The organism is Dyella subtropica, from assembly GCF_026283965.1.
Classification (GTDB): Bacteria; Pseudomonadota; Gammaproteobacteria; order Xanthomonadales; family Rhodanobacteraceae; genus Dyella_D; species Dyella_D subtropica.
Map to the genome: position 1 here is coordinate 1 of NZ_JAPDPD010000030.1, position 24034 is coordinate 24034.

18 protein-coding genes are annotated in these 24034 nt (G+C 64.0%); 17 read left to right on the plus strand and 1 reads right to left on the minus strand.

Annotation, left to right across the window (positions count from 1 at the left end):
* Positions 1 to 492 precede the first annotated feature (492 nt).
* A complete protein-coding gene (locus OUZ45_RS19730) occupies positions 493 to 972 on the minus strand; it encodes an Lrp/AsnC family transcriptional regulator (protein WP_266172039.1) in 480 nt (159 codons plus the stop codon).
* Between the two features lie 122 nt (positions 973 to 1094).
* Here OUZ45_RS19730 and OUZ45_RS19735 point away from each other — a divergent pair, with 122 nt between their 5' ends.
* From OUZ45_RS19735 to OUZ45_RS19815, 17 genes are all read left to right on the plus strand, one after another.
* Positions 1095 to 2042: a threonine ammonia-lyase gene (locus OUZ45_RS19735; RefSeq protein WP_266172040.1), complete on the plus strand. Its 948-nt coding sequence runs from the start codon at positions 1095 to 1097 to the stop codon at positions 2040 to 2042.
* 239 nt (positions 2043 to 2281) lie between these two features.
* Positions 2282 to 2908 (plus strand): glutathione S-transferase family protein, encoded by a 627-nt coding sequence (locus OUZ45_RS19740; RefSeq protein WP_266172041.1) that lies wholly within the window; start codon positions 2282 to 2284, stop codon positions 2906 to 2908.
* Positions 2905 to 3126: a hypothetical protein gene (locus OUZ45_RS19745; protein ID WP_266172042.1), complete on the plus strand. Its 222-nt coding sequence runs from the start codon at positions 2905 to 2907 to the stop codon at positions 3124 to 3126. The genes OUZ45_RS19740 and OUZ45_RS19745 overlap by 4 nt, the downstream gene beginning before the upstream one ends.
* Positions 3127 to 3616: 490 nt before the next feature.
* The gene (locus OUZ45_RS19750) at positions 3617 to 3820 is read left to right on the plus strand and encodes a hypothetical protein (protein ID WP_266172043.1); all 204 of its coding nucleotides are present in this window, start codon (positions 3617 to 3619) and stop codon (positions 3818 to 3820) included.
* Between the two features lie 55 nt (positions 3821 to 3875).
* On the plus strand, positions 3876 to 4076 hold the full coding sequence (locus tag OUZ45_RS19755; RefSeq protein WP_266172044.1) for a hypothetical protein: 201 nt from the start codon (positions 3876 to 3878) through the stop codon (positions 4074 to 4076).
* Positions 4077 to 4215: 139 nt separating this feature from the next.
* Positions 4216 to 4473, plus strand: a complete 258-nt coding sequence (locus tag OUZ45_RS19760; protein ID WP_266172045.1) for an SDR family NAD(P)-dependent oxidoreductase — start codon at positions 4216 to 4218, stop codon at positions 4471 to 4473.
* A 347-nt stretch (positions 4474 to 4820) separates the two neighbouring features.
* Positions 4821 to 6104 carry an MFS transporter gene (locus OUZ45_RS19765; RefSeq protein WP_266172046.1) on the plus strand — a complete coding sequence of 428 codons (1284 nt, stop codon included), beginning with the start codon at positions 4821 to 4823 and terminating at the stop codon, positions 6102 to 6104.
* Positions 6101 to 7099 (plus strand): helix-turn-helix domain-containing protein, encoded by a 999-nt coding sequence (locus OUZ45_RS19770; RefSeq protein ID WP_266172047.1) that lies wholly within the window; start codon positions 6101 to 6103, stop codon positions 7097 to 7099. The genes OUZ45_RS19765 and OUZ45_RS19770 overlap by 4 nt, the downstream gene beginning before the upstream one ends.
* Positions 7100 to 7724: 625 nt before the next feature.
* Positions 7725 to 14657, plus strand: a complete 6933-nt coding sequence (locus tag OUZ45_RS19775) for an autotransporter-associated beta strand repeat-containing protein (RefSeq protein WP_266172048.1) — start codon at positions 7725 to 7727, stop codon at positions 14655 to 14657.
* 88 nt (positions 14658 to 14745) lie between these two features.
* Positions 14746 to 15510 carry a glycosyltransferase family 2 protein gene (locus OUZ45_RS19780; RefSeq protein ID WP_266172049.1) on the plus strand — a complete coding sequence of 255 codons (765 nt, stop codon included), beginning with the start codon at positions 14746 to 14748 and terminating at the stop codon, positions 15508 to 15510.
* Between the two features lie 137 nt (positions 15511 to 15647).
* Positions 15648 to 17243, plus strand: coding sequence for a hypothetical protein (locus OUZ45_RS19785; RefSeq protein WP_266172050.1), 1596 nt, complete (start codon positions 15648 to 15650; stop codon positions 17241 to 17243).
* A gap of 462 nt (positions 17244 to 17705) precedes the next feature.
* Positions 17706 to 18644: a 2-dehydro-3-deoxygalactonokinase gene (locus OUZ45_RS19790; RefSeq protein WP_266172051.1), complete on the plus strand. Its 939-nt coding sequence runs from the start codon at positions 17706 to 17708 to the stop codon at positions 18642 to 18644.
* A complete protein-coding gene (locus OUZ45_RS19795) occupies positions 18641 to 19279 on the plus strand; it encodes a 2-dehydro-3-deoxy-6-phosphogalactonate aldolase (protein WP_266172052.1) in 639 nt (212 codons plus the stop codon). The genes OUZ45_RS19790 and OUZ45_RS19795 overlap by 4 nt, the downstream gene beginning before the upstream one ends.
* A gap of 265 nt (positions 19280 to 19544) precedes the next feature.
* Positions 19545 to 20693, plus strand: coding sequence for a galactonate dehydratase (gene dgoD, locus OUZ45_RS19800; protein WP_266172053.1), 1149 nt, complete (start codon positions 19545 to 19547; stop codon positions 20691 to 20693).
* A 4-nt stretch (positions 20694 to 20697) separates the two neighbouring features.
* Positions 20698 to 21462, plus strand: coding sequence for an SDR family NAD(P)-dependent oxidoreductase (locus tag OUZ45_RS19805; protein WP_266172054.1), 765 nt, complete (start codon positions 20698 to 20700; stop codon positions 21460 to 21462).
* Positions 21459 to 22355, plus strand: coding sequence for an SMP-30/gluconolactonase/LRE family protein (locus tag OUZ45_RS19810; RefSeq protein WP_266172055.1), 897 nt, complete (start codon positions 21459 to 21461; stop codon positions 22353 to 22355). The genes OUZ45_RS19805 and OUZ45_RS19810 overlap by 4 nt, the downstream gene beginning before the upstream one ends.
* 58 nt (positions 22356 to 22413) lie before the next feature.
* Positions 22414 to 23823, plus strand: coding sequence for a sugar porter family MFS transporter (locus tag OUZ45_RS19815; RefSeq protein WP_266172056.1), 1410 nt, complete (start codon positions 22414 to 22416; stop codon positions 23821 to 23823).
* Positions 23824 to 24034 lie beyond the last annotated feature (211 nt).

Here is a 24034-nt window from a genome sequence, read left to right on the forward strand (position 1 = left end):
AGCCCAGGCAACTGTTCGGGTTGTGAGGAAAAGTCCCCGCCGACCCAGGCTCACCTACGATCTCGTGATCCGAGGGGCAACGGTCTGGCGGGGGTAAAGCAAACTTACAAGGGGCGGGTGCTCGCGACACCGCCTCTACTTCGTCACCCCGGCGTAGGCCGGGGTCCAGTGTCTTTGCGCTTCGATTGTCGCGACTGCGTGTTCTGGTTCGCCTGCGGCGGGCTTTCGAACCGCTGCCGCGGTCCGAGTTACTTTTCTCTGTTTGGCCAGAGAAAAGTAACCAAAAGAGAGGCCACCCCGGTTACGCGCCCTTCGGGTTCGTGAGGGCTGGCCGGGCTTTTCGACAAGACATCCGTGTCTTGTCGAAAAGGCGCAGGCATCCGTGCCTGCGCCCCCTTCGGGGCCTGATCGTCCAGCCCTCACCGCTGCACAGGGGACCCGGAGATCAAGAGCAACGTCAAAAGCAGGAGCGGCGCGCTTCGCGCGCACTGCTCAGGCGTCGGGTGCATCCACCGGAACCAGCAATCCTCGCTTCAGCGTGCCAAGCGCAACACGTGTCTGGAAGCGCCGCACGTTGGCGTTTTCGGCGACCAGCTTTTGCATGAGTGCGTCGTAGTCTTCGACGTCGCGTGCGGTGATGATGAGTACGTAGTCGCCTTCGCCGGTGACGTACCACGCTTCCTGGATAGCAGGTTCGGTGGCGATCCATTGTTTCAGACTCGCCAGCAGTTCGGGGCGTTCGCGTTCTACTTCGACGTCGACGATCAAGGTCAGTGGGCGGCCGACGCGCTTGGGATCGACGACGGCCACCTCGGCGGTGATGACTCCTTCCTCGCGCAGGCGCGCCATGCGCCGTTGCACGGCCGAGGCGGACAGGCCGATGTCTGCGCCGATCAGTTCGGCGGAGCGGCGCGCGTCGGTTTGGACGATGGCGAGGATCTTGCGATCAAATTTGTCGAGGTCGGTGGGCATGGCCGCGCGTCAATCCCGTGTATCGGGGAGAAAACCCGCTTTCGCGGTGAGAGTCGCGGCCACGCCGCGCGGCCGAACCCTAGCATGGGTCGCCATCCCTACCTCCATTGCAGATGCCACCCATGCTCGACATCGCCAACATCCAGGCGGCTACGCGCCTGATTGATCCTGTGTTTCTCAAATCCCCGCTCGCCAGCGCCGCGGCACTCGATGCCGAGCTGGGATGCATGCTGCTGGCGAAGAATGAAACCGCCAACCCGATCGGTTCCTTCAAAGGGCGTGGTGCGGAGCTGTTCGCCGCGACGGCGCTACGGCCGGGCGAGACCATCGTCTGCGCATCCGCCGGTAATTTCGGACAAGGGCTCGCGCATGCGGCGGCAAGAAGAGGTCACGCCTGCACGGTGTTCGCCGCGACCACTGCGAACCCGGTGAAGATTGATGCGATGCGCCGGCTTGGCGCAGAGGTTCGCCTTGAAGGCATCGATTTCGACGCAGCCAAGCAGGCCGCCCGCCGCTATGCAGCCGAGCATGACCTGCGGTTCGTGGAGGACGGCGCCGAACCCGCTATCGCCGAAGGTGCGGGGACCATGGCGCTCGAACTCCTCGGCGTGGCGGACTTCGATGCGGTCGTCGTGCCGCTGGGCAACGGTGCACTGCTGGAAGGGATCGGCGCGGTGTTTCGCCAGCGTGCTCCCGCCACGGAGATCATCGCGGTGGTGGCGGAGAACGCTCCGGCGATGAAGCTTTCGCTGGAAGCCGGCGAGGCTATCGAGACAAGCACGGCGAGCACCATCGCCGACGGCATCGCGGTGCGCGTGCCTATTTCGTCAAGGCTGGCCGAGCTGCGCCGCTGCTGCGACAGCGTGGTTTCGGTTTCCGAGGCGCAGATCTTCGACGCCATGCGGCTGATCCATCGGCATCTTCATCTGGTGGTGGAACCGGCCGGTGCCGTAGGTGTGGCCGCCATCCTGGCGCATCCCCATCGTTTCGCAGGGCGGCGGATCGCGACCGTTCTGTGTGGCGGAAATATCTCCCAAGAGTTGCGCGAGCAGCTGCACGCGCTCGACTGACATCCATCTCCCTCCTGATTGGCGTTGGATCTCAGATGGCGCGATGTTCTCCTCCCCCTGCTCGCAGGGGGAGGTTGGGAGGGGGTGAGCCCTTGCGAAAGCCCCTCCCGAAACGCTTTCTCAAGTACTCACCCCTCCCCAGCCCTCCCCTGCGAGCAGGGGAGGGAGCCAAAGCTCGCGTGGCTGAGATTCAACGCCAATCAGGTCTCCCTTTGCATATACGAAGGCAAGCAACGTCCATGAAGCTCCTGTACCAGACCCACTCCCCCTACGCCCGCAAAGTGCTCGTCGCCGCTCATGAAATGGGCATCCACGAACAGCTGGAAGTGATTCATCACGAGACCAGCCCGACCCTCCGCAACGACGAGGTGTTCGCGCTGAACCCGCTGGGCAAGGTGCCCGTGCTGATCTGCGACGACGGTTTCGCGCTGTTCGATTCGAACGTGATCTGCGAGTACCTGGATGGCTTGCAACAAGGCCGCAAACTGATTCCGCTCGACAAGAAAGCCCGCTACCGCACCTTGCGCGCGCAGGCGCTGGCGCAAGGCATCGCGGATGCCGGCATCGACGTGCGTTGGGAGGCCGAGCGGCGACCCGAGTCATTGCGCTGGCCGGCACTGCGTGACGGACATTTGCAGAAGATCATCGCCGCCTGCGATGTCATCGAGCAGGAGATCGACACGGAGCGGGCCGTCGACCTCGGCGATATCGCGCTGGCCACCACGCTCAGCTGGATCGAATTTCGAAACGTGTACGCATTCAAGCCAGGGCGCCCTCGCCTGTCGTCCTGGTACGAGCGGTTCTGCGCACGCCCTTCGATGCTCGCTACGACGCTTTGCGGCGAAACCCGGGACGGAACACCATGAGCTCACTCTGGACGAATCTGCTGTTTCTTCATGGCTACATCGCCGACGCGCGCCTGGCGCGCCAACTGGCTGCGGCGCCGGTGCCGCTCATTCCGCATCCGCCCGTGGAGCGCGAGCCTGCCGGGCGCAACAACGTCCAATCATGGCGAGCGCATGGCAAAGCCCTGGCGCTGCGGCTTTGCTTGGGTATCGGCGACGGCGTTGTGCATACGCAGTGATCTAAGTGCCTGTTCAAACCACTGGCAAGCCACGGATGGCCTGCCGCCCATCAAACGCAGCAAGTGCTTGATGGGCCGCGCCGAGTCCGGACATGGCCGGACACAAGCGCGTTGAGCAAGGGCATGACAGCCCTTGCTCAACATCCTGGCAGAGCCTGCCTGCACGCTCCGTGCCGCCATAACATCAGGGCCCTCCAAAGAGAGTAGAGTCCTTATGGACCACGTTCATGTGATCGCTGCTTTCCGCCGTTACCGTTGATTCGAAGCGCAGCGGCATCAGCTTTCATTCGTTCAGTCCTTGCGCCACGGCCCGCCCCCGTGCGGCTCTTTAGGTTTGCGCTCCACATCTCCTGCCCCGTTGGACGGGCTGCTCGTCAGCGTCACGATCCTAGTTCTCTAGCCAGGTAGCAAACGGTTCCGTGCCTCGCCGCCGGGTTTCCCGGCTCAAGCAACGATGCCTGTTTGTCCTTCGATCCATGGGAGCCGTGCCATGTACGACCCATCCGCGCTCACGCCCGTTCAATGGGCGCTATTGCGGGGTATCGATCTCCGTTGTCCAGTGGCGCTGGAAGCCGTTGGTCATTTCGACGACCTCCGCCACTTGCTCGAAACCAAGCTGGTCATGCTCAGCCGAACCAAGGTGCGGCTCACGCCAAGCGGCATCGAAGCGCTCTGGTATCACCGCATGCACTGACCCCTGGATTCGACCTGCACCTTTGCGTCATCAGGCCACTACATAGGAAACGACTGTGAACCAACCGCCCAAGACCATCTCTCTCGCCGACATCCACAACATCTATGGCGGCACCATCAGCAGCAAGCCCAAGCAGGAAGCCGATGGCACGGCGCCGCCGATCTACAAAACGACGAACCGTTTCGCCAGGGACCCTGCCCACACGGGCGCCGCGCCGGAACGGCCGCTTGCGCCGGGTACGCGCTTTCGGCGCTGAGGGAGTGTTCCCGGCCGGCTCATCCTTTCACTGAAAGAACGTCGCTGGATGGCATCGCCATCGCATGGGTGCGTTTGCGGAGCCAACGGAAGGCTTCGTCTGCCAACAAAGGCATCGGCTTTGAAACCACCTGCAGCCGGTGCAACTAGGGATACGCGTCATCCTGAGCCCGGAAGCCGTCGCGCCGAATATCCATCAGCCGGCTTCCATCGAGACGGCCAGCTATGTGGAACGCACTTACGGGCGGCGGGATATCCTCGTCAACAACGCCGGCATCATGCTCGGCGCTTTCGACAAGCAACCGTCGGTGCAGTCGCCCGATCACTGGCGGGCCACCTTCGACACCCATCTGCTTGGCGTCGTCGCGATGATGCGGCTGGCACGCAGCTGCCGGTGAGGGCGTACCGAATGGCACACGCATCCGTTTGGATCACCGGATAACGTCGGCCGTTCCGGTAGGCACGATGGCCGTGCTGGTAGTTGCAGGACAAAGGCATGCCTCTGTCCGTCGTGAAGTGCGCCGCGATGGAAGGGGGCGTATTTCTCGCGCTGCCGGATCGCCAAGGTGACCTTGCGTGTCACTCACAGGTCGATGCTTGTCACAACACCTATACCCCGAGTGAGGCGTGATGCAGTTCACGCTTTGCGATCTTCATGGCACAGATATTGCTGCACACAGTCCGCCCGCAGGTAGGGGAGCCAGCCACTCGCATGGCTGAGATTCGACGCTGACCAGGAGGGGACGTGCCGTTGTCCGATGCTCATTCGCCTTCGACAGGCATGCCCGTCTCGCTCGTTCGCGTGTTGGCCCTCGGTCATTGCGCCGCATTCGCCGATCGCAATCTGCTCGCTGTCGCGGCGCCGCTGCTGAAGGCGGACCTCAGTCTTTCAGACACCCAGTTGGGCCTGCTCGATGGGCCGGCGTTTGCGTTGCTCTATGCGGTCGGCATGTTGGCGAGCTGGCCATTGGCGAGTTCGCGCCATCGCTTTCGCCTGCTGGCGGGGTGTATCGCCACATGGGCGCTCGGCATGGTGGTCTTCGCGCTGGGGCGATCCTTCGGGATGTTGATCGCTGCCAGGGCGCTGATTGGGCTGGGGCAGTCGGCCTTCGTGCCACTCGCGCTGGGTTTGATCGTCGAATGCGCGGCGTGGCAGTGGCGCGGCCGTTCGATGGCGGTGTTCACGGCGGCTTCGGCGGCTGGGCGCAGCTTGGCCCTGCTGATGGGCGGCACAGTGCTGGCGTTTCTGGCCAGGTGGATACCCGTTTCGGGTCTCGCGCACTGGCGTCTGCTGTTTCTGGTGATGGCGGTGCCGAACCTTGCGCTTATCGCCATGCTGCTGCGTCGCGTGGAGCAGCCACCCGTGTCGCTGCCTTCCGCTGCGGTTTTCAGGCAGCTGCTGGCCTCGTTTTGGCGTCGACCCGGGGCGATGTGCACCTATCTTTGCGGTGCCGGGGCGAGCGTACTGGTCGTGCAGACCGTGGGTGCCTGGGCGCCGTCGGTGTTGCACCGTGAGCAGGGATTGGCGCCTGCTGCCGCGGCGCTCGCCTTTGGCGTGGCGCTGTTGGTGGCAGCGCCGCTGGGTCACCTGATCGCCGGCACCCTGATCGATACGCGCGGGAAAAGCGTGACGCCGATGGCGGTGGTGGCGGGTGCGCTGCTGATTGCCGTCCCCTTGCTTTGGGTGGTGCCGCGGACCACATCGGCCGCGGCTGCCTGCGGCTTCCTTGCGCTCACATCCTTGGTCGGCGGCACCGCAGCGGTGGCCGCCCTGGCGGGGTTGCCGATGCTGCTGCCCGCGCCGCTGCGCGATGCCGGGTTGCGGCTTTTCCTCGTCTTTATCACCGTGCTGGGCGTGGGGCTGGGGCCGTTCGTCGCGGGGCTGGTCAGTGACGGCATGGGCGCAGGCGGTCATGGCTTGTCCACCGCGTTGTACGTGGTGTGCGCGGGCGCGGCGGTCTTTGGCGTCGCGTCGGCGCTGCTGGCGCGCGCAGGTTGGCACCGCGCCGTCGTGGAGACGGCTGGGTGAGCGAGATATTCGCGTTCGACAGCGCCGAATACGACCAGGACGACGCCTTCGCGCGGTACTGCGATCTCTACGCCGCGGGAGCGGACGTCGAACGCACAGGGGGTCTCTTCTTCGCCCGCGTCCGCAGCTGGCGATTGGATCGGACGCTATTGTTCGTTAGGGAGTACGGCGGCGTGCGTCACCACCGCCGCGAGCGGGTAGCGCGGGACGGATTCAATCACTTCGTGCTGCATCACGTGGTCAGCGGTGAATTGATCGGCGGACCGGAGGGCGCGGCGGTGCCGATCGCTCCGGGAGAGACCTTGCTGCTCGATACCCGCGAGGCCATGGAATGTGGCGCCCATGCCGTGCGCCTGATTACGCTCGGCGTGGCGCGCGATGCGGTGCGGGCCGCGGCCGGCTATGTGGACGGCCTTCATGGCCGCAAGATCGCGGCACGGGAAGGGGCGCTCATGGGCGCCATGTTGCGTGCGCTGGTTGAACAGGCGCCCCATTTGCCGCCTGGTGCCCATGCCGCTATCACGCGCACGCTGGTTGATCTGCTGTCGGTGGCGATCAACCCCGCCGGCACCGGCGCGCGGTCCGACTTTTACCGGCTGGAGTACGTGCGCCGCGAAGTGGTCCAGCGCCTGATCGAAGCGCACCTCGCGGTGCGCGACTTTTCGGTGCAGGACATCATCAGCGAAACGGGTATCTCGCGTGCGAGCCTGTATCGCATGTTCGAGTCCCAGGGTGGCGTGGCCAAGTTCATCCAAAAGCGTCGACTTCAACTGCTGCGCGACTGGCTGGACGATCGGGCGTTCGACGGCCAGTCGCTGGCGGAACTGGCGCCCTTGTCGGGCTTCGCTGGCGAGAGCCACGCCGGCCGGCTCTTCAAGCAAGCCTTCGGCGTATCGCCGGGTGCCTATCGCGCGGCAAGCATTCGGGGCGCGCAAACCCCGTCGATCAATCTCATGGTACGGCGCTGGGTCAACAGCCTGAACGAGCTCAGTTGAGGATTCTGACAGCGCGACTCCGGCACCAGCGTACCGAGAATGCGACACACAGACATGTCGTTCCTTGCAACCCTTGCTTAGTATTCAAATCTGAGATCTACATCACAAATTGATACTTTGCTGGTGTGGGCGCGGTGGTTACACGGAAGCGCGTTCGCGAACGGACGTGCGAAGCCTGAGGGGGCCAGGGAGTGAACGAGTTGCTATTCGCAGGGGGCGTGGTCTTGCGCCGGATGGGTCGTGTCCGTACCGACCCGATGTGGCATGGGCTCGCGGTAGCGCAGCCACCGAGTGACCGACTTTTTCTCCGCTTTACGCATTAGCTCTTAGGGCGCGAGCTCTTAGGGTGCCAGCTCTTAGGGTGAATTTCCTCGCGCGCTAGCTAAAGCATCCGAAGGGAGCCATTCAAAACCGCATCGACGGGTGCGGGGTGTGCGCGCGTGCGCGAAACGAAATCGCATCGATAGCGCGATGACTGCCGTGTCATCCGCGCTGCGGTAGAGGCGCGACGCGCCGGAATCACGCTCGAAAAGGCCTCAATTCAAAAAGTAAGCACAAAAAACTTTTACAGAGATTTGAAGCAAAGAACGCCTTAGATCCGCGACATCCACCACAGGGGACAACCATGAATCACACCTACCGGCTCGTCTGGAACCGCACGCTGCGCGTGATGCAAGTCGCTTCGGAGTTGGCATCGAATCACGGCAGTGGCACCGACGGCGCCGCAAGCACGACGACCGGTCGCAACCGCTTGCAGCCGTTGGCACTGAGCTGCGCGATCGCGTTGATGCTGGGCGCGTTTCCGGCGAATGCGGCCGTGACCACGGACAGCGCGGGCGGCAATGGCGGTGCCAGTAGCAGCGCACCGGGTGGTGCCGGCGGTACCGGGTACGGTGTGGCAGGAAGCAACGGCGCTAACGGTAGCGGCGGTGGTGGCGGCGCTGCTGGCGCAGCCGGCGGCAGTGGCGGCGGTACGTCGCCGGCCGCTGGCGGAGCGGCAGGTCAGGTGGCAGGCAGCAACGGCGGTAACGGTGCTGATGCGAGCGACCCCGATGGCGGCGGTGGCGGTGGCGGTGGCGGCGCGGATGGCTATGTGGGCTCGGCCGATGGGATATTGCCCGGGGGCACCGGCTGGGTGGGCGGCCAGGGTGGCAACGGTGGTCGCGCCGGTAGCAATAGCACGGGTGGTGGTGGTGGCGGTGGTGCCGGCGGCGATGGCGCGCGCCTGACTGGAGCATCCGGCAGCACGGCGACCCTTTCCGACCGATTTGCCGGCGGCAACGGTGGCTACGGCAACCCCTATGTAGGCGGCATCGGCAAAGACGGTGATGGTGGCGACGGGATCAACGTCAGCAACAGCGGCAACCAGCTGACCGTCGATAGCAGAGCGCAGCTTTACGGCGGCAACTCCAATAGCGGCAACGGTGGCAACGGCCTGCGGGTCGGTGGCGATAGCAATACGGTCGTCATCAACGGCGGCAACCTCACCGGCGGGATGGGTGGTGGCTACGGCAGCAGCGCGCCGCTCAATGGCGCCGGCATGCAGATCGGCGGCAACACCAACACGGTTACGAACGGCGGCAGTGTCACTGGTGGCAGCGGCGGCAGCAGCATCGGCGGCGTGGGCATCAGCGTCAGCGGCAGCAGCAACGCCATTACCAACACAGGTAGCGGCACCGTGACCGGCGGCGCAGGTAGCGATGGCGGCACGGGCGGTCAGGGCGGTGATGGACTGGTGTTCGCCGGTAGCAAAAACACGCTTTCCAACAGCGGTCACATCATCGGCGGCCTCAGCAACGCCAGCATTAATTCGGTAAGCACCATCGGCGGCAACGGCGTTGTGGTCGCTGGCGCTAATAACGTCATCAACAATGCCGGTGGCGGTCTGATTGCCGGTGGCGAGAGCGATGGTTCCACCTACAACTCTGGTGATACCTCAACGGGTGGCAATGGCATCACCATCAGCGCCAGCGGCAACACCGTCAATAACAGCGGCAACATCACTGGCGGCAACAGCGGCAGCTATGGCGGAGGCTACAACTCGGTCCAGGGAAGCGGCGGCATCGGCATCGCCGTGATCGGCTCCACCGCCGGCAACATCATCAATAGCAACGGCACGATTGCCGGTGGTAACGGCACGGCGCCGGGCATGGGCGGCGGTGTGGCGATCACCGCCAACGGCGGTGCCACCGTCAACAACGCAGGCACGATCAGCGGCGGCATGTCGGGTGATGCAACCCCCGTGCAGGCCAACGCCATCGCGTTCAGTGGCGGCGGCAATAAGCTGGTGCTGGAGGCGGGCTCGCTGATCAACGGCGCAGTGATCGGCACGGTCGGTGGCGGCGATACGCTGGCCTTGGGCGGCGATGCCAATGCCGCCGGCGGCAACAGTTTCGACTTGAGTCAGATTAGCCAGCAGTACAAGAACTTCACCCAGTTCGAAAAAACCGGCAGCAGTCAGTGGACGTTGACTAACACCGGCCGCCAGAACTGGCTCGTCAACCAAGGCACGCTGCAACTGGGTGATGGCGTCAACACGGCCCAGCTCATGGGCAGCGACGGCGGCCCTGGCATGCAGGCAACCAAGAACTCTCCGGCCATCGCCGCTGGCACCGGCGGCAACGCGGTCACCGTGGCGACTGGTACCTTCATCAACAGCACAGGCAGTTCGGTCTATGGCGGCCTGGGTGGAGGTTATGGTTATGGCTCCTCCGCTCCCGGTGCGAACGTCGCAGGGAGCGATGGTGCCGCGGGCGGTGCTGGTGTGCTGGTTTCTGGTGTCGCTCAGCCGGCCGCCGTGCAAAACAATGGCCTGATTCAAGGTGGCAACGGCGGCGATGGCAACCGCGGTGCGGACTCCACTCAGGCCGGTACCCGCGGAGGCAACGGCGGGCAAGGCGGCGATGGCGGCAATGCCGTCACCCTCGGCACCCTAGGCAGCCTCGTCAATGGCGGTACGTTGGTCGGCGGCACCGGTGGCCAGGGTGGTTGGGGCGGCAATGCCTTTGGCACGGGCTATGGCAGCGCCGGCCCTACAAGTGAAGCAGCGGGCAATGCGGGCCGGGGCGGCAACGGTGGTATCGGCCTGGCGATCAACGGCAGCCATGGTGCGCTCAGCGCTACGGGCACGATCCAAGGTGGTGCGGGCGGCCTCGGCAGCGTGGGCGGCAGTGCTGGTTTTGCCGCCGGAGCACAAGGCGGTAATGGCGGCAATGGCGGTACCGGTGGCGCCGGTCTGGCGATCAGCAGTAGCGGCAACGTGCTGACCAATATGGCCACCATTACGGGCGGTGCCGGCGGCAGCAACCTCGTTCCCTTCTTCGTCCCTACCCCCTACCCAGGCGGTATTAGCTTTCCAGGCGGTACCGCCGGTAACGGCGGCGATGGCGGCAACGGCATGACCGTGAGCGGTGGCAATACCGTCACCAACCAGGCGGCTGTCAGCGGCGGTAACGGTGGCATCGGCGCCTTAGCTCTCAGCGGAACACTCAGCGCTACGTCCGGTCATGGCGGCCTAGGCGGCGCAGCGATCGCCCTAGGTGATCAAGACACGCTGACCGTGGCGGCGAGGGCTCCGGTGACCGGTGGTATCGGTGGCGCGGGCGGCAACGGCGGAGGGGTGCGTTTTTTTGGTCCGACCACCGCGGTGACATTCGCCGGTACCGGCGGCGCGGGCGGTAACGGTGCTTCTATCGGCAACCACGACAACGTCATTCTTGCGTTTGGCACAACGATCACCGGCGGTGCCGGCGGTATCGGTGGCGGCGGTGGCTTCACCTTTCCTTCCAAGTATCCCGCCTACGCCAAGGTCGCATGGTTTAGGGGCGGCGCTGGCGCTACGGGCGGTGTCGGCGGTAGCGGAGTCGATGCCTTGAGCGGCAATGTGATCGACAACAGCGGCACGATCACTGGTGGACGTGGTGGCAACGGCGGCCAGGGTGACACCGGCCTCGTGGGCAACTACAGCGGAATGGCCGGCACCTCCCCGAATGGTGGCGCGGGCGGGAATGGCGGCAACGGCGCCGTCGGCGGTCGCGGCATCACGCTCACGGGTGACGGCAACACGGTCAACAACAGTGGCGTTATCACCGGCGGCATCGGCGGGAATGGCGGCAACGGCGGCACGGGTGGCACAGGCAGCAACCCGTCAGGCAATGGCGGCGTAGGCGGCAACGGCGGTAACGGTAGCGACGGCGGTGTCGGTATCGCCGCCATGGGCCGCGGCAACACCATCATCAACATCGGCGGCAGCATCACCGGTGGTCAGGGAGGCATGGTTGGCGTCGGCGGCCAAGGCGGTGTGTCTGGCTCGATCGCTATGCCGGGTCCGGGCTGCCTTCCTGGTCCAGGCTGCATTCCTGGCCCGGTCGTTGCCCCTGTGGGCAGTCCCGGTACCCCCGGCGCGGCAGGTGCAGCCGGCACCATTGTGGGCCTCGGCGGTGTAGGTATCACCAGCACGGGCGGCACCACTGTCATCAATGAGGGCGTGATCAGTGGTGGCCTGTCGGGCGACGGCAAGACCCAGGCCCACGCCATCGACTTCACCGGCGGCGGCAATACGCTGGAGCTGCATAACGGCTATGCCTTCAACGGCGCCATCACCGCCACGCGCAGCGCCGGCCAGGCGGCCGACACGCTCGCGTTGGGCGGCAGCGTCAATAGCAGCTTTGACGTGGGCTTGTTAGCCACTGGCGCGACCTTCGGTCAGTTCAACAACTACCAAAAGAACGGCAGCAGCACCTGGACACTGACCGGTGCCGGTACGGCCAGCGAAAGCTGGACCATCACCCAGGGTGTGGTGCACGGCGATGCCACCAGTCTCGTGGGTAACATCGCTTTTGCCCCAGCCAACGGTGCCAGCGCCGGCGTGATCTTCGATCAGGGCAGTCACAACGCCAACAGTAAGACGACCGCAACCTATGCCGGCGCGATCTCCGGCGCGGGATCGCTGAGCAAGATCGACGACGGCACCTTGATCCTGAGCGGGGCCAACACCTACACCGGCGGCACCATCATCAGCACCGGCACGCTGCAGGTCGGCAATGGCGGCACCACTGGCGCAATCACCGGCGCCGTCACCGACAACGGCATCCTTGCCTTCAACCACAGCGACAACGTGAGCTTCGGGGGCGCGATCACCGGCGCTGGTTCACTTACACAGAGTGGCAGCGGCACGCTCACGCTCACCGGCGCCAATACCTACACCGGCGGCACCACGATCAGTGCCGGTACCTTGCAGGGCAACAGCACCAGCCTGCAGGGCAATATCGCCAACAACGCTGCACTGGTGTTCAACCAGACCGGCACGGGCACCTTTGCCGGTGTGGTTTCCGGCACTGGCTCGTTGGTCCAGGGTGGCAGCGGCACGCTCGTACTCACCGGCGCCAACACCTACAGCGGCGGCACGACGATCAGCGCTGGCACGTTGCAGCTCGGCAATGGTGGCACCGGCGGTGCGATCACCGGCAACGTCACCGATAACAGCGTGCTCGCCTTCAACCACAGCGACAACGTGAACTTCGGTGGCACGATCACCGGCACTGGTTCGTTGACCCAAAGTGGCAGCGGTGTGCTCACGCTCACCGGTGCCAACACCTACAGCGGCGGCACCGTCATCAGCGCCGGCACGCTGCAGGTCGGCAACGGCGGCACCAGCGGTGCGATCACCGGCAATGTCACCGATAGCGGCGTGCTCGCCTTCAACCACAGCGACAACGTGAACTTCGGCGGCGCGATCACCGGCACCGGTTCGCTGACCCAGAGCGGCAGCGGTGTGCTCACGCTCACCGGCGCCAATACCTACACCGGCGGCACCGTGATCAATGCCGGCACGTTGCAGGTCGGCAATGGCGGCAGCCTGCAAGGCAACGTCACCAACAACGCCGCGCTGGTATTCAACCAGGCCGCGGATGGTGTCTTCGCGGGCAACATCGCGGGCACCGGCACGCTGACCAAGGCCGGGGCGGGCATGCTGGTCCTCAACGGCACCAGCTCGTTCGGGGGCGCCACCACGGTGCAGTCCGGCACGCTGGAGGTGGGCGACATCAACACGCCGACGGCAGTGCTGGGCGGCAACGTCCAGGTCGCGGCCGGCGGCACCTTGCGTGGCCATGGCAGCATCAAGGGCGATGTGGTCAGCGACGGTACGATCTGGCCGGGTGGCTCCGTCGGCACGCTGACCATCAATGGCAACTTCACCCAGAAGGCGGATGGCACGCTGACCATCGACGCTACCCCGAGCGGTCAGGTCGACCTGTTGGCGGTGAGCGGCAAGGCGACCATTCTCGGTGGCAGCACCGTGGTGCTGGCGCAGCCGGGCAACTGGATCCCGCGAACCGACTACACCATCCTCACCGCTGGTGGCGGCGTGAGCGGGACATTCGCGTCGGCCAGTTCCAGTCTCGCCTTCCTCACGCCGACGCTGAGCTACACCGCCAATGCGGTGAGCCTGTCGCTGCAACGCAACGATATTCTGTTCGCCAGCGTGGCGCAGACGTCCAACCAGAAGGCAGCGGCCGGGGCCGCCGAAAGTCTGGGCTGGGGCACGCCGGTGTATGCGGCCCTGGTGAAGCTCGATGCACCCGCTGCACGCGGGGCCTACGACCAGCTCTCGGGCGAGATCCACGCCAGCACGCGTACCGCGTTGGTCGACAACGACCGCTATGTGCGCGAAGCGATCCACAATCACTTGCTGGGCATGAGCAACGGCGCCAACGGACTGAGTGCCAGCACCGACAGCGGTGTCGCCGCGTGGAGCGCGGTGTGGGGGCACTGGGGCGACCATGACGGCGATGGCAACACCTCTCGCTTGACGGCCAATGGCAGCGGCCTGCTGATCGGTGCCGATCTGCCGGTCGGTGCGTCGTCACGGGTGGGCGCAGTCGTCGGGTCGGGCCAGGGTTCGGCGCGCATCGATACGCTGGGCTCCGACTCCCACGTGCTGAACAAGCATCTGGGCGTGTACGGCAGCACCCAGGTCGATGCGTTCCAGTTGCAGGCCGGAGCGGCCTTCGGCTGGCAGACAGTCAGCACCAATCGGAGCGTGGCGTTTGGCAACGTCGTTGGGCTGGCCGATAGCCGTTACCACGCCAACACCACGCAGGTGTATGCGGACGGCAGCTACGCGATGACATGGGGTCAGGCTACGTTGGCGCCGTTCGTCAACCTGGCGTATGAGCGCCTGCACACTAACGCGATCCGGGAAAACGGAGTGGCTGCGCTGGACGTGAACGCGCAGAGCGCCGCGCAGACAGTCGGCACGCTGGGCCTGCGCGGCAACTTCGCACTCGATGCGACCGGCGGCCTGCGCGGGCATGCCAGCGTGGGCTGGCAGCATGCCTGGGGCGATACCGCCTCGCGCAGCACGATGCGCTTCGCCAGCGGCGGTGGCGCGTTCGACATTGCCGGCGTACCGGTGTCGCGCAACGCGATGGCGGTGACTGGCGGCATCAGCTTCCCGCTGGCGCCGAACGTCGCCTTCGATGCAAGCTACAGCGGGCAGTTCGCCAACCATGCCGCGGATCAGGCGGCGCGAATGAGCCTGACCTGGGTGTTCTGAGCGAGCCTGCAGTGGCGGGGACCATAGGCCCCCGCCACTGCATTCAACGGACACTGCCAGCCAGTGGAAAATCATCGCGCCAGAGACCATGCCGAAAATCAGCATCATCAGCTCCGCCTACAACGCGGAAAAATATATCAAGGAGATGATTGACAGCGTGTTGAGTCAATCACTTTCCGATCTGGAATTCATCATAGCCAATGACGGATCGACCGACCGGACCGCGGACATCATCCGCAGCTATTCCGATTCAAGAATCAGATTCATCGATCACGTCGAGAATGCCGGGCAGGTGCGCAGATTGCATGAGTTGACCCTGCTTGCCACGGGCGAATATATCGGCATGGTGGATGCCGACGACATGATCTTTCATCACGCCCTGGAGTACACCAGCTACGTACTGGACAACCATCCATCATACGGATTGGTCTATACCGATCATTATGAAATGGACGGCACGTCAAGGGTGATCAAGGTTGGAGAAAGGTCGAAAATACCCTACTCAAGAGACAACCTCTTGAAAGACTTCATGTCGTTCCACTTCAAGTTATTCAGAAGAGAGCTGTACGGCCGGATCGAGCCGAACTTGAGCATCGAAGTGGCGCAGGATTACGACTTCTGCCTGAGGCTTTCGGAGGTGACGGATTTCATCCATCTGCCGCTGCCTTTGTATTACTACCGCAAGCATGCGGCATCCATCTCCATGAGTAGATACCAGAAGCAGGCCGAAACTTCGCTCGACATCATCAGGGACGCCATCGCGCGACGAAATTTGTCCCATGCACTGTCAGTGGAGTTGTTTTACAACGAATCCGGCACAGCAAGATATTTCTACAAAGGACTTGATCAGTAGCAGGGCTGGGTGCCACAGCTTTCGCGCCGGATTCACCCTGTTTGCCGTTGAATCGCTTGCCATGGCGAGAGCTTCGGGTTCACGTGCAGCCCGCGCTTCGGCGCCAGGGCATTGGGTCATGAGGGGGCGGATCGACCATGCGTGACTTCGCTGGCAAGCCCAAGACAAATCGGCCGATCGCTCCGGTCAGGCCCATGCTCTCCGACCGTGCAAGCGGTGGCGAGCATCCGACGCCGCACTGGCAGCCCGCCATAGCGAATCACGCGGCGCAGCCGGTGCAAGCTGCGAATGCCGAACATGTCGAAAGTGGCGTGCCCACCATCGGCGCTGCCGGTTTTGGACGTGATGTCACTCAGATTCCGATTGATCCCCCGATCCAGCCTGAGATGGCAGAGGCCACCTCCGAGCCATCCGGCCCGATGGTGAAGCTGCCCAAAAGCAGCTTCACTCATCCCGTTGCCGCTGAACTCAACCAGCCAGGCGTACGCTTTCGCCTGCCCGAGTTCGATCGAGTGAAGGCCGCCTACACCGACAAGGATCTGAAAATCCCCGAGGCCGTCATCAAGGCCCGAGTCACTCAATTGCTCGAGCGCATGGAGAAGGAAAGGCGACTGAAGAGCAAGGACCCGGTGCCTACCATCGTCGCCAAGATCTTCCCGGCTCCAGGCAAGATCGACGAAAAGGAATTCGACAACGCGATCGACGTTGCGGATCGCTCGAAGATCTACAAGTCCGTCACCGACGCCGACACCAAAGTGCTGGCGGTAGACAAACCCAAACTCCAGTGGGCGATGAAGGAAGCAGCGGCCGACATCAAGACCGTGGAGGGTGATGCTGCTGGCTTGACCCAGGTCTTTGGGACCAAGAGCGCCACGGCAAAAGCCAACTACGTGGGAGCCAGGGCTGCGCTCGAGGATTTGTCGAAGAGCGCGGCAAAAGTGGATGCCGAAGTCACCACCGACTACAACCTGGACGACCCTGAAGTGGGCCTTGGGGGCTGGGCCATCAACAGCACAAAGCAAATGCATTTGCTGCTGAAGATTGCCAAGGTGGACGACCTCCATGAAACCAAGTCGACACTCATTCATGAGGCCAGCCACTTCGCCAATGCCTCGGTGGACGACCATGTGTACTACGCCGATCCCGGATTCTTCGAACTGGACGAAGACAAGAAGGTCGCCAACGCCGCCCACTACGAAGAGTTGCCGCAGCGTTTGTACAAGACCAGCAAATTCGACGGGAAAACCTTTACCCCGGGCAAGGCGGCAGGAGGCGGCGCGCTTACCCGCGAGGACAAGGTCAAGGCCGCCACCGACCTCTTCTTGCGAAAAGCGTGGGACGCCGGCGTCGACGTCCACACTTTGATTCGGGGTGTTCGGCGCGCCTACCTGGCCGGAAACCACAAGCCCTTCGACGACAATAAGGCGTTGATACTCGAAATTTCCAAGCTGATGGACCTGACGGTACATACGCAGGCGGCGGGAAAAGCCATTGTCACCACACTCGACGTCACGCTGTCGGAGAGCGTTTCCCGCAGCGTGAGCCGTATCTGGGGCCTGGCTGCAAAGGTGCCTTTTCCATCCCCGGTCGGCGCATTGAGCGACACCGACTTGCGCGACAAGATCATCGCGGACGCGGTCGTGAAAGAAGGCGCTCTTCTGAAAGACCCGGTCAGGGACAAGGCGCTGCTCGACTGGCTTATGGCGCACTACAAGGCTATTCCGGGTCCCTAAAGCGTGTTCAAGGTCTCCGCGTAGCTCGTTGTAGGCCCTGCGGGCCTGATCGTCCAACCCTCACCGCTGCACAGGGGCCCAAAGAGCCGAAGAGCCGAAGAGCAAGAGCCCAAGGCAAGAGTGGCGGACTGCGTCCGCAGGACGCATGCGCACTGTGAAGGTTTTGTGCTGGCTCTCACGAACTTCACCAAACACGGTTATGAGGTTTCGCTCTCGTAGCATCGGGCGGGCGGATCATGCTAAAAGGTATTTGTCATACAATTAGAATCCCAGCCCTCGAGAGTGTCGCCTCGTGTCCAAGGTCCAGCCCGCCCGCCGTATCCATGCGCAGGTCGTCCACGAACGTGGGCGGCTGATCGGTGCCGGCCCGTTTGCTCCCGGTGACATCCGGTGCCTTGAAGGGTGGTTCGCCGACTCGGGCAGTCATAGCGGCTCCCGCCAAGCGACGTGGGCCATGGCGGCATGAGTGGGCTGATCGGGCTGGATTGGGGCACGTCGAGCTTGCGCGCGATGCTGATGGACGGGGGCGGCAATGTGCTCGAAGTCCGCAGCCGGCCTTGGGGCGTCAGGCAGCTCCCGGACGGGGGCTTCGCTGGTGCCTTGCAAACGATCACCGCAAGTTGGCCGGATGTGCCTCGCATCGCCTCGGGGATGGTCGGCAGCCGCAACGGTTGGCGCGAAGTGCCATATGTCGATCTGCCTGCAGGCCAGGGAGATCTGGCGCAGGCGCTCGATCGAGGTGCCGATGGCAATAGCCTGGCGATCGTTTCCGGCTTGCGCAATCCGCGCGGCCCGGACGTCATGCGGGGCGAGGAAACCCAGATCATCGGCCTGATCGCCGAGCATCGCGACGCACATAACGCCACGGTGGTTCTGCCGGGCACTCACAGCAAGTGGGTGACGGTTCGCGACGGTCTGATCGTTGACTTCCGCACGATGATGACGGGCGAGCTGTACGGTTTGTTGCGCCAGCATTCGATTCTGTGCGCTGGCGTGGCGAACGATGCTGGCCCATTCGACTCGCAAGCCTTCATTGATGGCGTTCGCAGTGCACGCGACAGCGGCGCGGCCGGTGCGTTCAGCCGTCTGTTCGCCGCGCGCGCACTGATGCTGGATGGCGCGCTGTCCGCGAACGCGGTGCCGGACTATCTGTCGGGACTGCTGATCGGCGAGGAGTTTCGCGCGATGCGCGCCGACGCTGGCACGGCCGGCCATGCCCCGCTGTGGCTGATCGGTGATGCGGCGCTTTGCGCCCGCTATCGCCTGGCCGCTGGCGAATTCGAGGCCAGCCTCGCGCCGCCCGTCGACGATTCTGCGGCGGCCGGCCTGTGGTGTCTGGCGAAGGCAGGCGGGTTGGTCGCGCGATCAAATTCCATGACTTCTACAAGGGCTAACCCATGATCGCGTCTTGGTTGGAACCGCTGCCGCTGGTGGCGATTCTTCGGGGGCTGACGCCCGATGAAGCGGTGCGGGTGGGCGAGGCGATCATCGATGCCGGTTTTCGCGTGCTCGAAGTGCCGATGAATTCACCGCAGGCGCTGAAGAGCATCACGCACCTGGCCAAGAGGTTTGGCGACCGTTGCCTGATCGGCGCAGGCACGGTGCTGTCGCCGTCGGTGGTCCGTGAAGTCGCTGACGCAGGTGGCCGATTGATTGTGATGCCGCATGCGGACACCGCGGTGATCGCTGAGGCCAAGCGCGCTGGCCTGCTATGTGTGCCGGGTGTGGCGACGCCGACGGAGGCTTTCGCGGCACTACATGCCGGCGCGGATGCGCTGAAGGTATTTCCGGCGGAAGCGATTCCGCCTGCCGTCGTCAAAGCGTGGCGGGCGGTGCTGCCGCCAGACCTCGCGCTGTTGCCGGTTGGCGGGATCACCCCGGACAACATGGGCGCTTATGTGGCTGCTGGCGCACGCGGTTTCGGCATCGGCTCCGCTCTCTACGCACCTCGCCGCAGTGCGGCTGAAACGGCTATGCGCGCTCGCGCCTTTGCAGCCAGTTGGCAAGAACTCGCACGTTCGAGAGCCTGTTTATGACCTCCCCGTTGCCCGCGTTGCCGTTGAGTGGCCGCCAGGTGGTAGTGCGTGGCGCAGTGCCTGGCTGGCTGCCAGGTCAAGCCGCGCGCTGCCGCATGGCGGCCACGCAAAGGCAACCCTTCGGGCCGGGTCTGTTTGCCCACAGGCCGGCGTCATCACTCGGTTGTGTACGGACGTACACGCCCTCGTTCTTCCTTGCCCTGCGCGCAAACAGATCCCGTCGCGGGCTACGGGGAGGTCATAAACAGGCTCTAGGGATGACTGTATGAAGATCACCGGTATCAAGACCTTTCTCGTACCGCCGCGATGGTTGTTCGTTCGCATCGAGACCAATGAGGGCATTGTCGGCTGGGGCGAGCCCGTTGTTGAAGGGCGTGCGCAAACGGTGGCCGCGGCGGTCGATGAACTATCCGACTATCTGATCGGCAAAGATCCGCGACATATCGAGGATCTGTGGAACGTGATGTACCGCGGCGGCTTCTATCGCGGCGGCCCGATATTGATGAGCGCGATCGCCGGCATCGACCAGGCGCTGTGGGACATCAAAGGCAAGCACCATGGTGTGCCTGCGCATGCGCTGCTCGGCGGCCCGGTGCGTGAGCGCATCCGCGTGTACTCGTGGATCGGCGGCGATCGCCCGGCGGATACCGCGAAGGCCGCGCGCGACGCAGTAGCGCGCGGGTTCACCGCGGTCAAGATGAATGGTACGGAGGAGATGCACTTCGTCGACTCCTACGACAAAGTCGAGCGCGTGATCGAAAACGTGCAGGCGGTGCGTGATGCGGTGGGCCCGCATATCGGTCTGGGCGTCGATTTCCACGGCCGCGTGCACAAGCCGATGGCCAAGGTGCTGATGCGTGAGCTGGCTCCGTACAAATTGATGTTCATCGAGGAGCCGGTGCTGTCCGAGCACCTGGAAGCGATTCCCGAATTGGCCGCGATTTCGCCAGCGCCGATCGCGCTCGGTGAGCGCATGTATTCGCGCTACGACTTCAAACGCGTGTTGCAGATGGGCGGTGTCGACATCATCCAGCCCGACCCTTCGCACTCCGGCGGCATCACCGAAACGCGCAAGATCGCGGCCATGGCGGAAGCCTTTGACGTGGCGCTGGCCTTGCATTGCCCGTTGGGGCCGATTGCACTGGCGGCGAATCTGCAGCTCGATGCCATCTGCCACAACGCCTTCATCCAGGAGCAGAGCCTGGGCATTCATTACAACGCCGCCAACGACTTGCTCGACTACGTCGTGGATCGCAGCGTATTCGCCTATGAACAGGGCTACGTGACCATTCCCGGTGGGCCGGGTCTGGGCATCGAGGTCAACGAGGCCTACGTGATGGAGCGGGCGGCCATCGGCCATCGCTGGCGCAATCCACTCTGGCGCCATGCCGACGGCAGCGTGGCGGAGTGGTGAGCCGATGACGCGCTTCGCCAGCTATCCAAGCCTCGTGGGCCGCAGTGTGCTCATTACCGGCGGCGCCAGCGGCATCGGCGCCTCGTTTGTGGAACAGTTTGCGCGACAGGGTGCCCGAGTTGCCTTTGTGGATCGGGACGACGCGGCGGCCCATGCCTTGGTCGCGCAGCTGGCCGACGCCGCGCAGCCGCCGGTTTACCGCCACTGCGACATCACCGACCTCAACGCGCTGCAGGCCGCGATCGCCGCTCTGCGCGAAGCGGTAGGGCCGTTCTCGGTCTTGATCAACAGCGCGGCGAACGACGTGCGCCACGCGCTCGGCGAGGTCGACGCCGATGTTTTCGAGCGCAATGTGGCGGTAAACCTGCGTCATCAAATTTTCGCCACCAAGGCGGTCATTCCCGATATGCAGTCGCTCGGTGGCGGCTCGATCATCTGCATGGGCTCCACCGGTTGGATGCAGAAGAACGCCGGCTACCCGCTGTACGCGATGGCCAAGGCCGGCATCCGCGGTTTCGTCAACGGGATGGCGCGTGAACTGGGTGCCCAGCGTATTCGCATCAACTGCCTGGTGCCCGGCTGGGTGATCACCGAGAAGCAGCGCACGTTGTGGCTCGACGCCGAGGGTGAGGCTTCGATCAAACGGATGCAGTGCCTGCCCGGTCATCTCGAAGCCGAGGATCTAGCGCGCGCCGCGTTGTTTCTGGCCGCCGACGACAGCCGCATGTGTACGGGGCAGGATTTCATCGTCGACGGCGGTTGGGTATGACGGCGGCCGTCCGCGTGGCTCACGCCGGCCCGCATACGCTCGGCGAGGGCGTGCTGTGGGATGAGCGCGAGCAGGCGGTGTATTGGACCGATATCGCGGGCTGCATGCTTTGGCGCCTGCGTCCCTCGGATGGCCGCATCACTCATTGGCGGATGCCCGAGCGGCTGGCCTCGTTCGCGCTTTGCGAGGCGGATGGATGGCTGCTGCTGGCGTTGGCCTCGCAGCTGGCGTTCTTCCACTTGGAACGTCAGGAGCTGATCCCGCTTCATCCTATCGAACCCGGTCTACCCACGCGTGCGAACGATGGCGCCTGCGACCGCCAGGGCCGCTTTGTGTTCGGCACGCTGCATGAGCCTGCCGATGGCGTAAGGCGGCCGATTGGCGGACTGTATCGGCTGCATGGCGATCTCTCGCTCGAACAGCTTCCACTGCCTGGGCTGGCCATCAGTAACAGCATCGCCTTCAGCCCGGCAGGCGACCGCATGTACTTCTGCGATTCGCCGACCCGCGAGATTCTCTGCTGCGACTATGGCGACTTGCTCGGTGCGCCGCGCGTCTTCGTCGATCTCAAGCACATCGAAGGCGAGCCGGATGGTTCGGCAGTCGATGCGGAAGGTGCGCTATGGAATGCGCAATGGGGCATGCATCGCGTGGTGCGCTATCTCCCCGATGGGCGTGAGGACTGCGTACTTGATCTGCCGGCACGCCAACCGACGCGGCCGGCCTTCGGCGGTCCCGATCTGAAAACGCTTTACGTCACCAGCGCACGTGACGGTTTGACCGCTGCGCAACTCGCTGCCGATCCCCATGCCGGGGCGCTGTTCGCTTTCCCTGGCGGCATGGTCGGGCTGCGCGAACCGCGGTTTGCCGGCACGCCGATCCGCGACGGGTAATCGACCACGGAAGGCCATGCGTTGCCTACCCGTCACCAGTGACCGCAGGAATTCATCCATGAATACCGTTGCTCCGACCGTCTCCGCCTCGCCCGCCGTCCCGGTGGCTGCCTCACGCACCACCGCCGTCTTCACCTGTGTTCTTGCCGCGCTCGCCGGGCTGATGTTCGGTCTGGACATCGGCGTGATCTCCGGTGCCAGCCAGTTCATCCAGAAAGAATTCCAGATTTCCGATCACATGATCGAGTGGATCGTGAGCAGCATGATGCTCGGCGCGGCCATCGGCGCCCTGGGCGCAAGCTGGATGTCGGCCGCGCTGGGCCGCAAGCGTTCGCTGATTCTGGGCGCCGTGCTGTTCGTGGCCGGCTCATTGCTCTGCGGTGGTGCCTGGTCGCCCGAGGCGTTGATTGCCGCCCGCCTGATCCTTGGTCTCGCCATCGGCATCGCGACCTTCACGGCACCGCTGTATCTGGCCGAGGTGGCGCCGGAACATATTCGCGGCGCGATGATTTCGCTTTATCAATTGATGATCACCATCGGCATCCTGGTGGCGTTCCTGTCCGACACAGCCTTCAGCTACAGCGGCAACTGGCGCTGGATGCTGGGCATCATCGCGATTCCCGGTGCGTTGTTCCTGCTTGGTGTGTTTTTCCTGCCGGATAGCCCGCGCTGGTTGATGATGCGTGGCCGTGTGCGCGAGGCGCATGGCGTGCTGATGCGCCTGCGCGGCGATGAGAGCGTGGCGCATCGCGAAATGACCGACATCTCCGAACAGTTGAAGACGCCGCAGCGCGGCTGGCATCTGTTTCTGGAGAACACCAACTTCCGCCGTTCAGTGGGCCTCGGCGTGCTGCTGCAATTGATGCAGCAGTTCACCGGCATGAACGTGGTGATGTACTACGCGCCGCGCATTTTTGAAGGCATGGGTTACGACACGCAGTCGCAGCTGTGGTTTACCGCCGCGGTGGGCCTCACCAATGTCCTGGCGACCTTCATTGCCATCGGCCTGGTGGATCGCCTCGGCCGCAAGCCGATTCTTTACATTGGCTTCGTGGTGATGGCGCTGGGTCTGGGCGTCGTTGGCGCGATGATGCACGGGGGCATCACCACGCATGTCGAACAGATCTTCACCGTCGGCATGCTGCTGGTTTTCATCGTGGGCTTTGCGATGTCCGCCGGCCCGCTGGTGTGGACGCTGTGCTCGGAAGTGCAGCCGCTGAAGGGGCGCGACTTCGGCATCGGCTGTTCGACCTTCACCAACTGGATCGCCAACATGATTGTTGGCGCCACCTTCCTCAGCCTGCTGCACGGCATCGGCAACGCCGCCACGTTCGGGCTCTACGCCGGACTCAACCTGGTCTTCATCGTACTGACGTTCTGGCTGGTGCCGGAAACCAAGGGCGTCACGTTGGAGCAGATCGAGGGCAAGCTGATGGCGGGCAAGCGGCTGCGCGAGATCGGTCGCTAAGCCTGTTCAACGCCTTCGGCGATCCGCATGGCTCCCTCTCCCCGCCGGGGAGAGGGTTGGGGTGAGGGGCGGGTGCTCGCGATAGCCTCTCATTGTCGTCACCCCAGCGACGGATAGGGCCGGCAAATCCAATTAAGCCTTACCCGTCTTTGGGTTAGCGGTTCCGGTATTTGCCATGTAGCACTCTCGTTGCACCAAATGCCACTCGCAA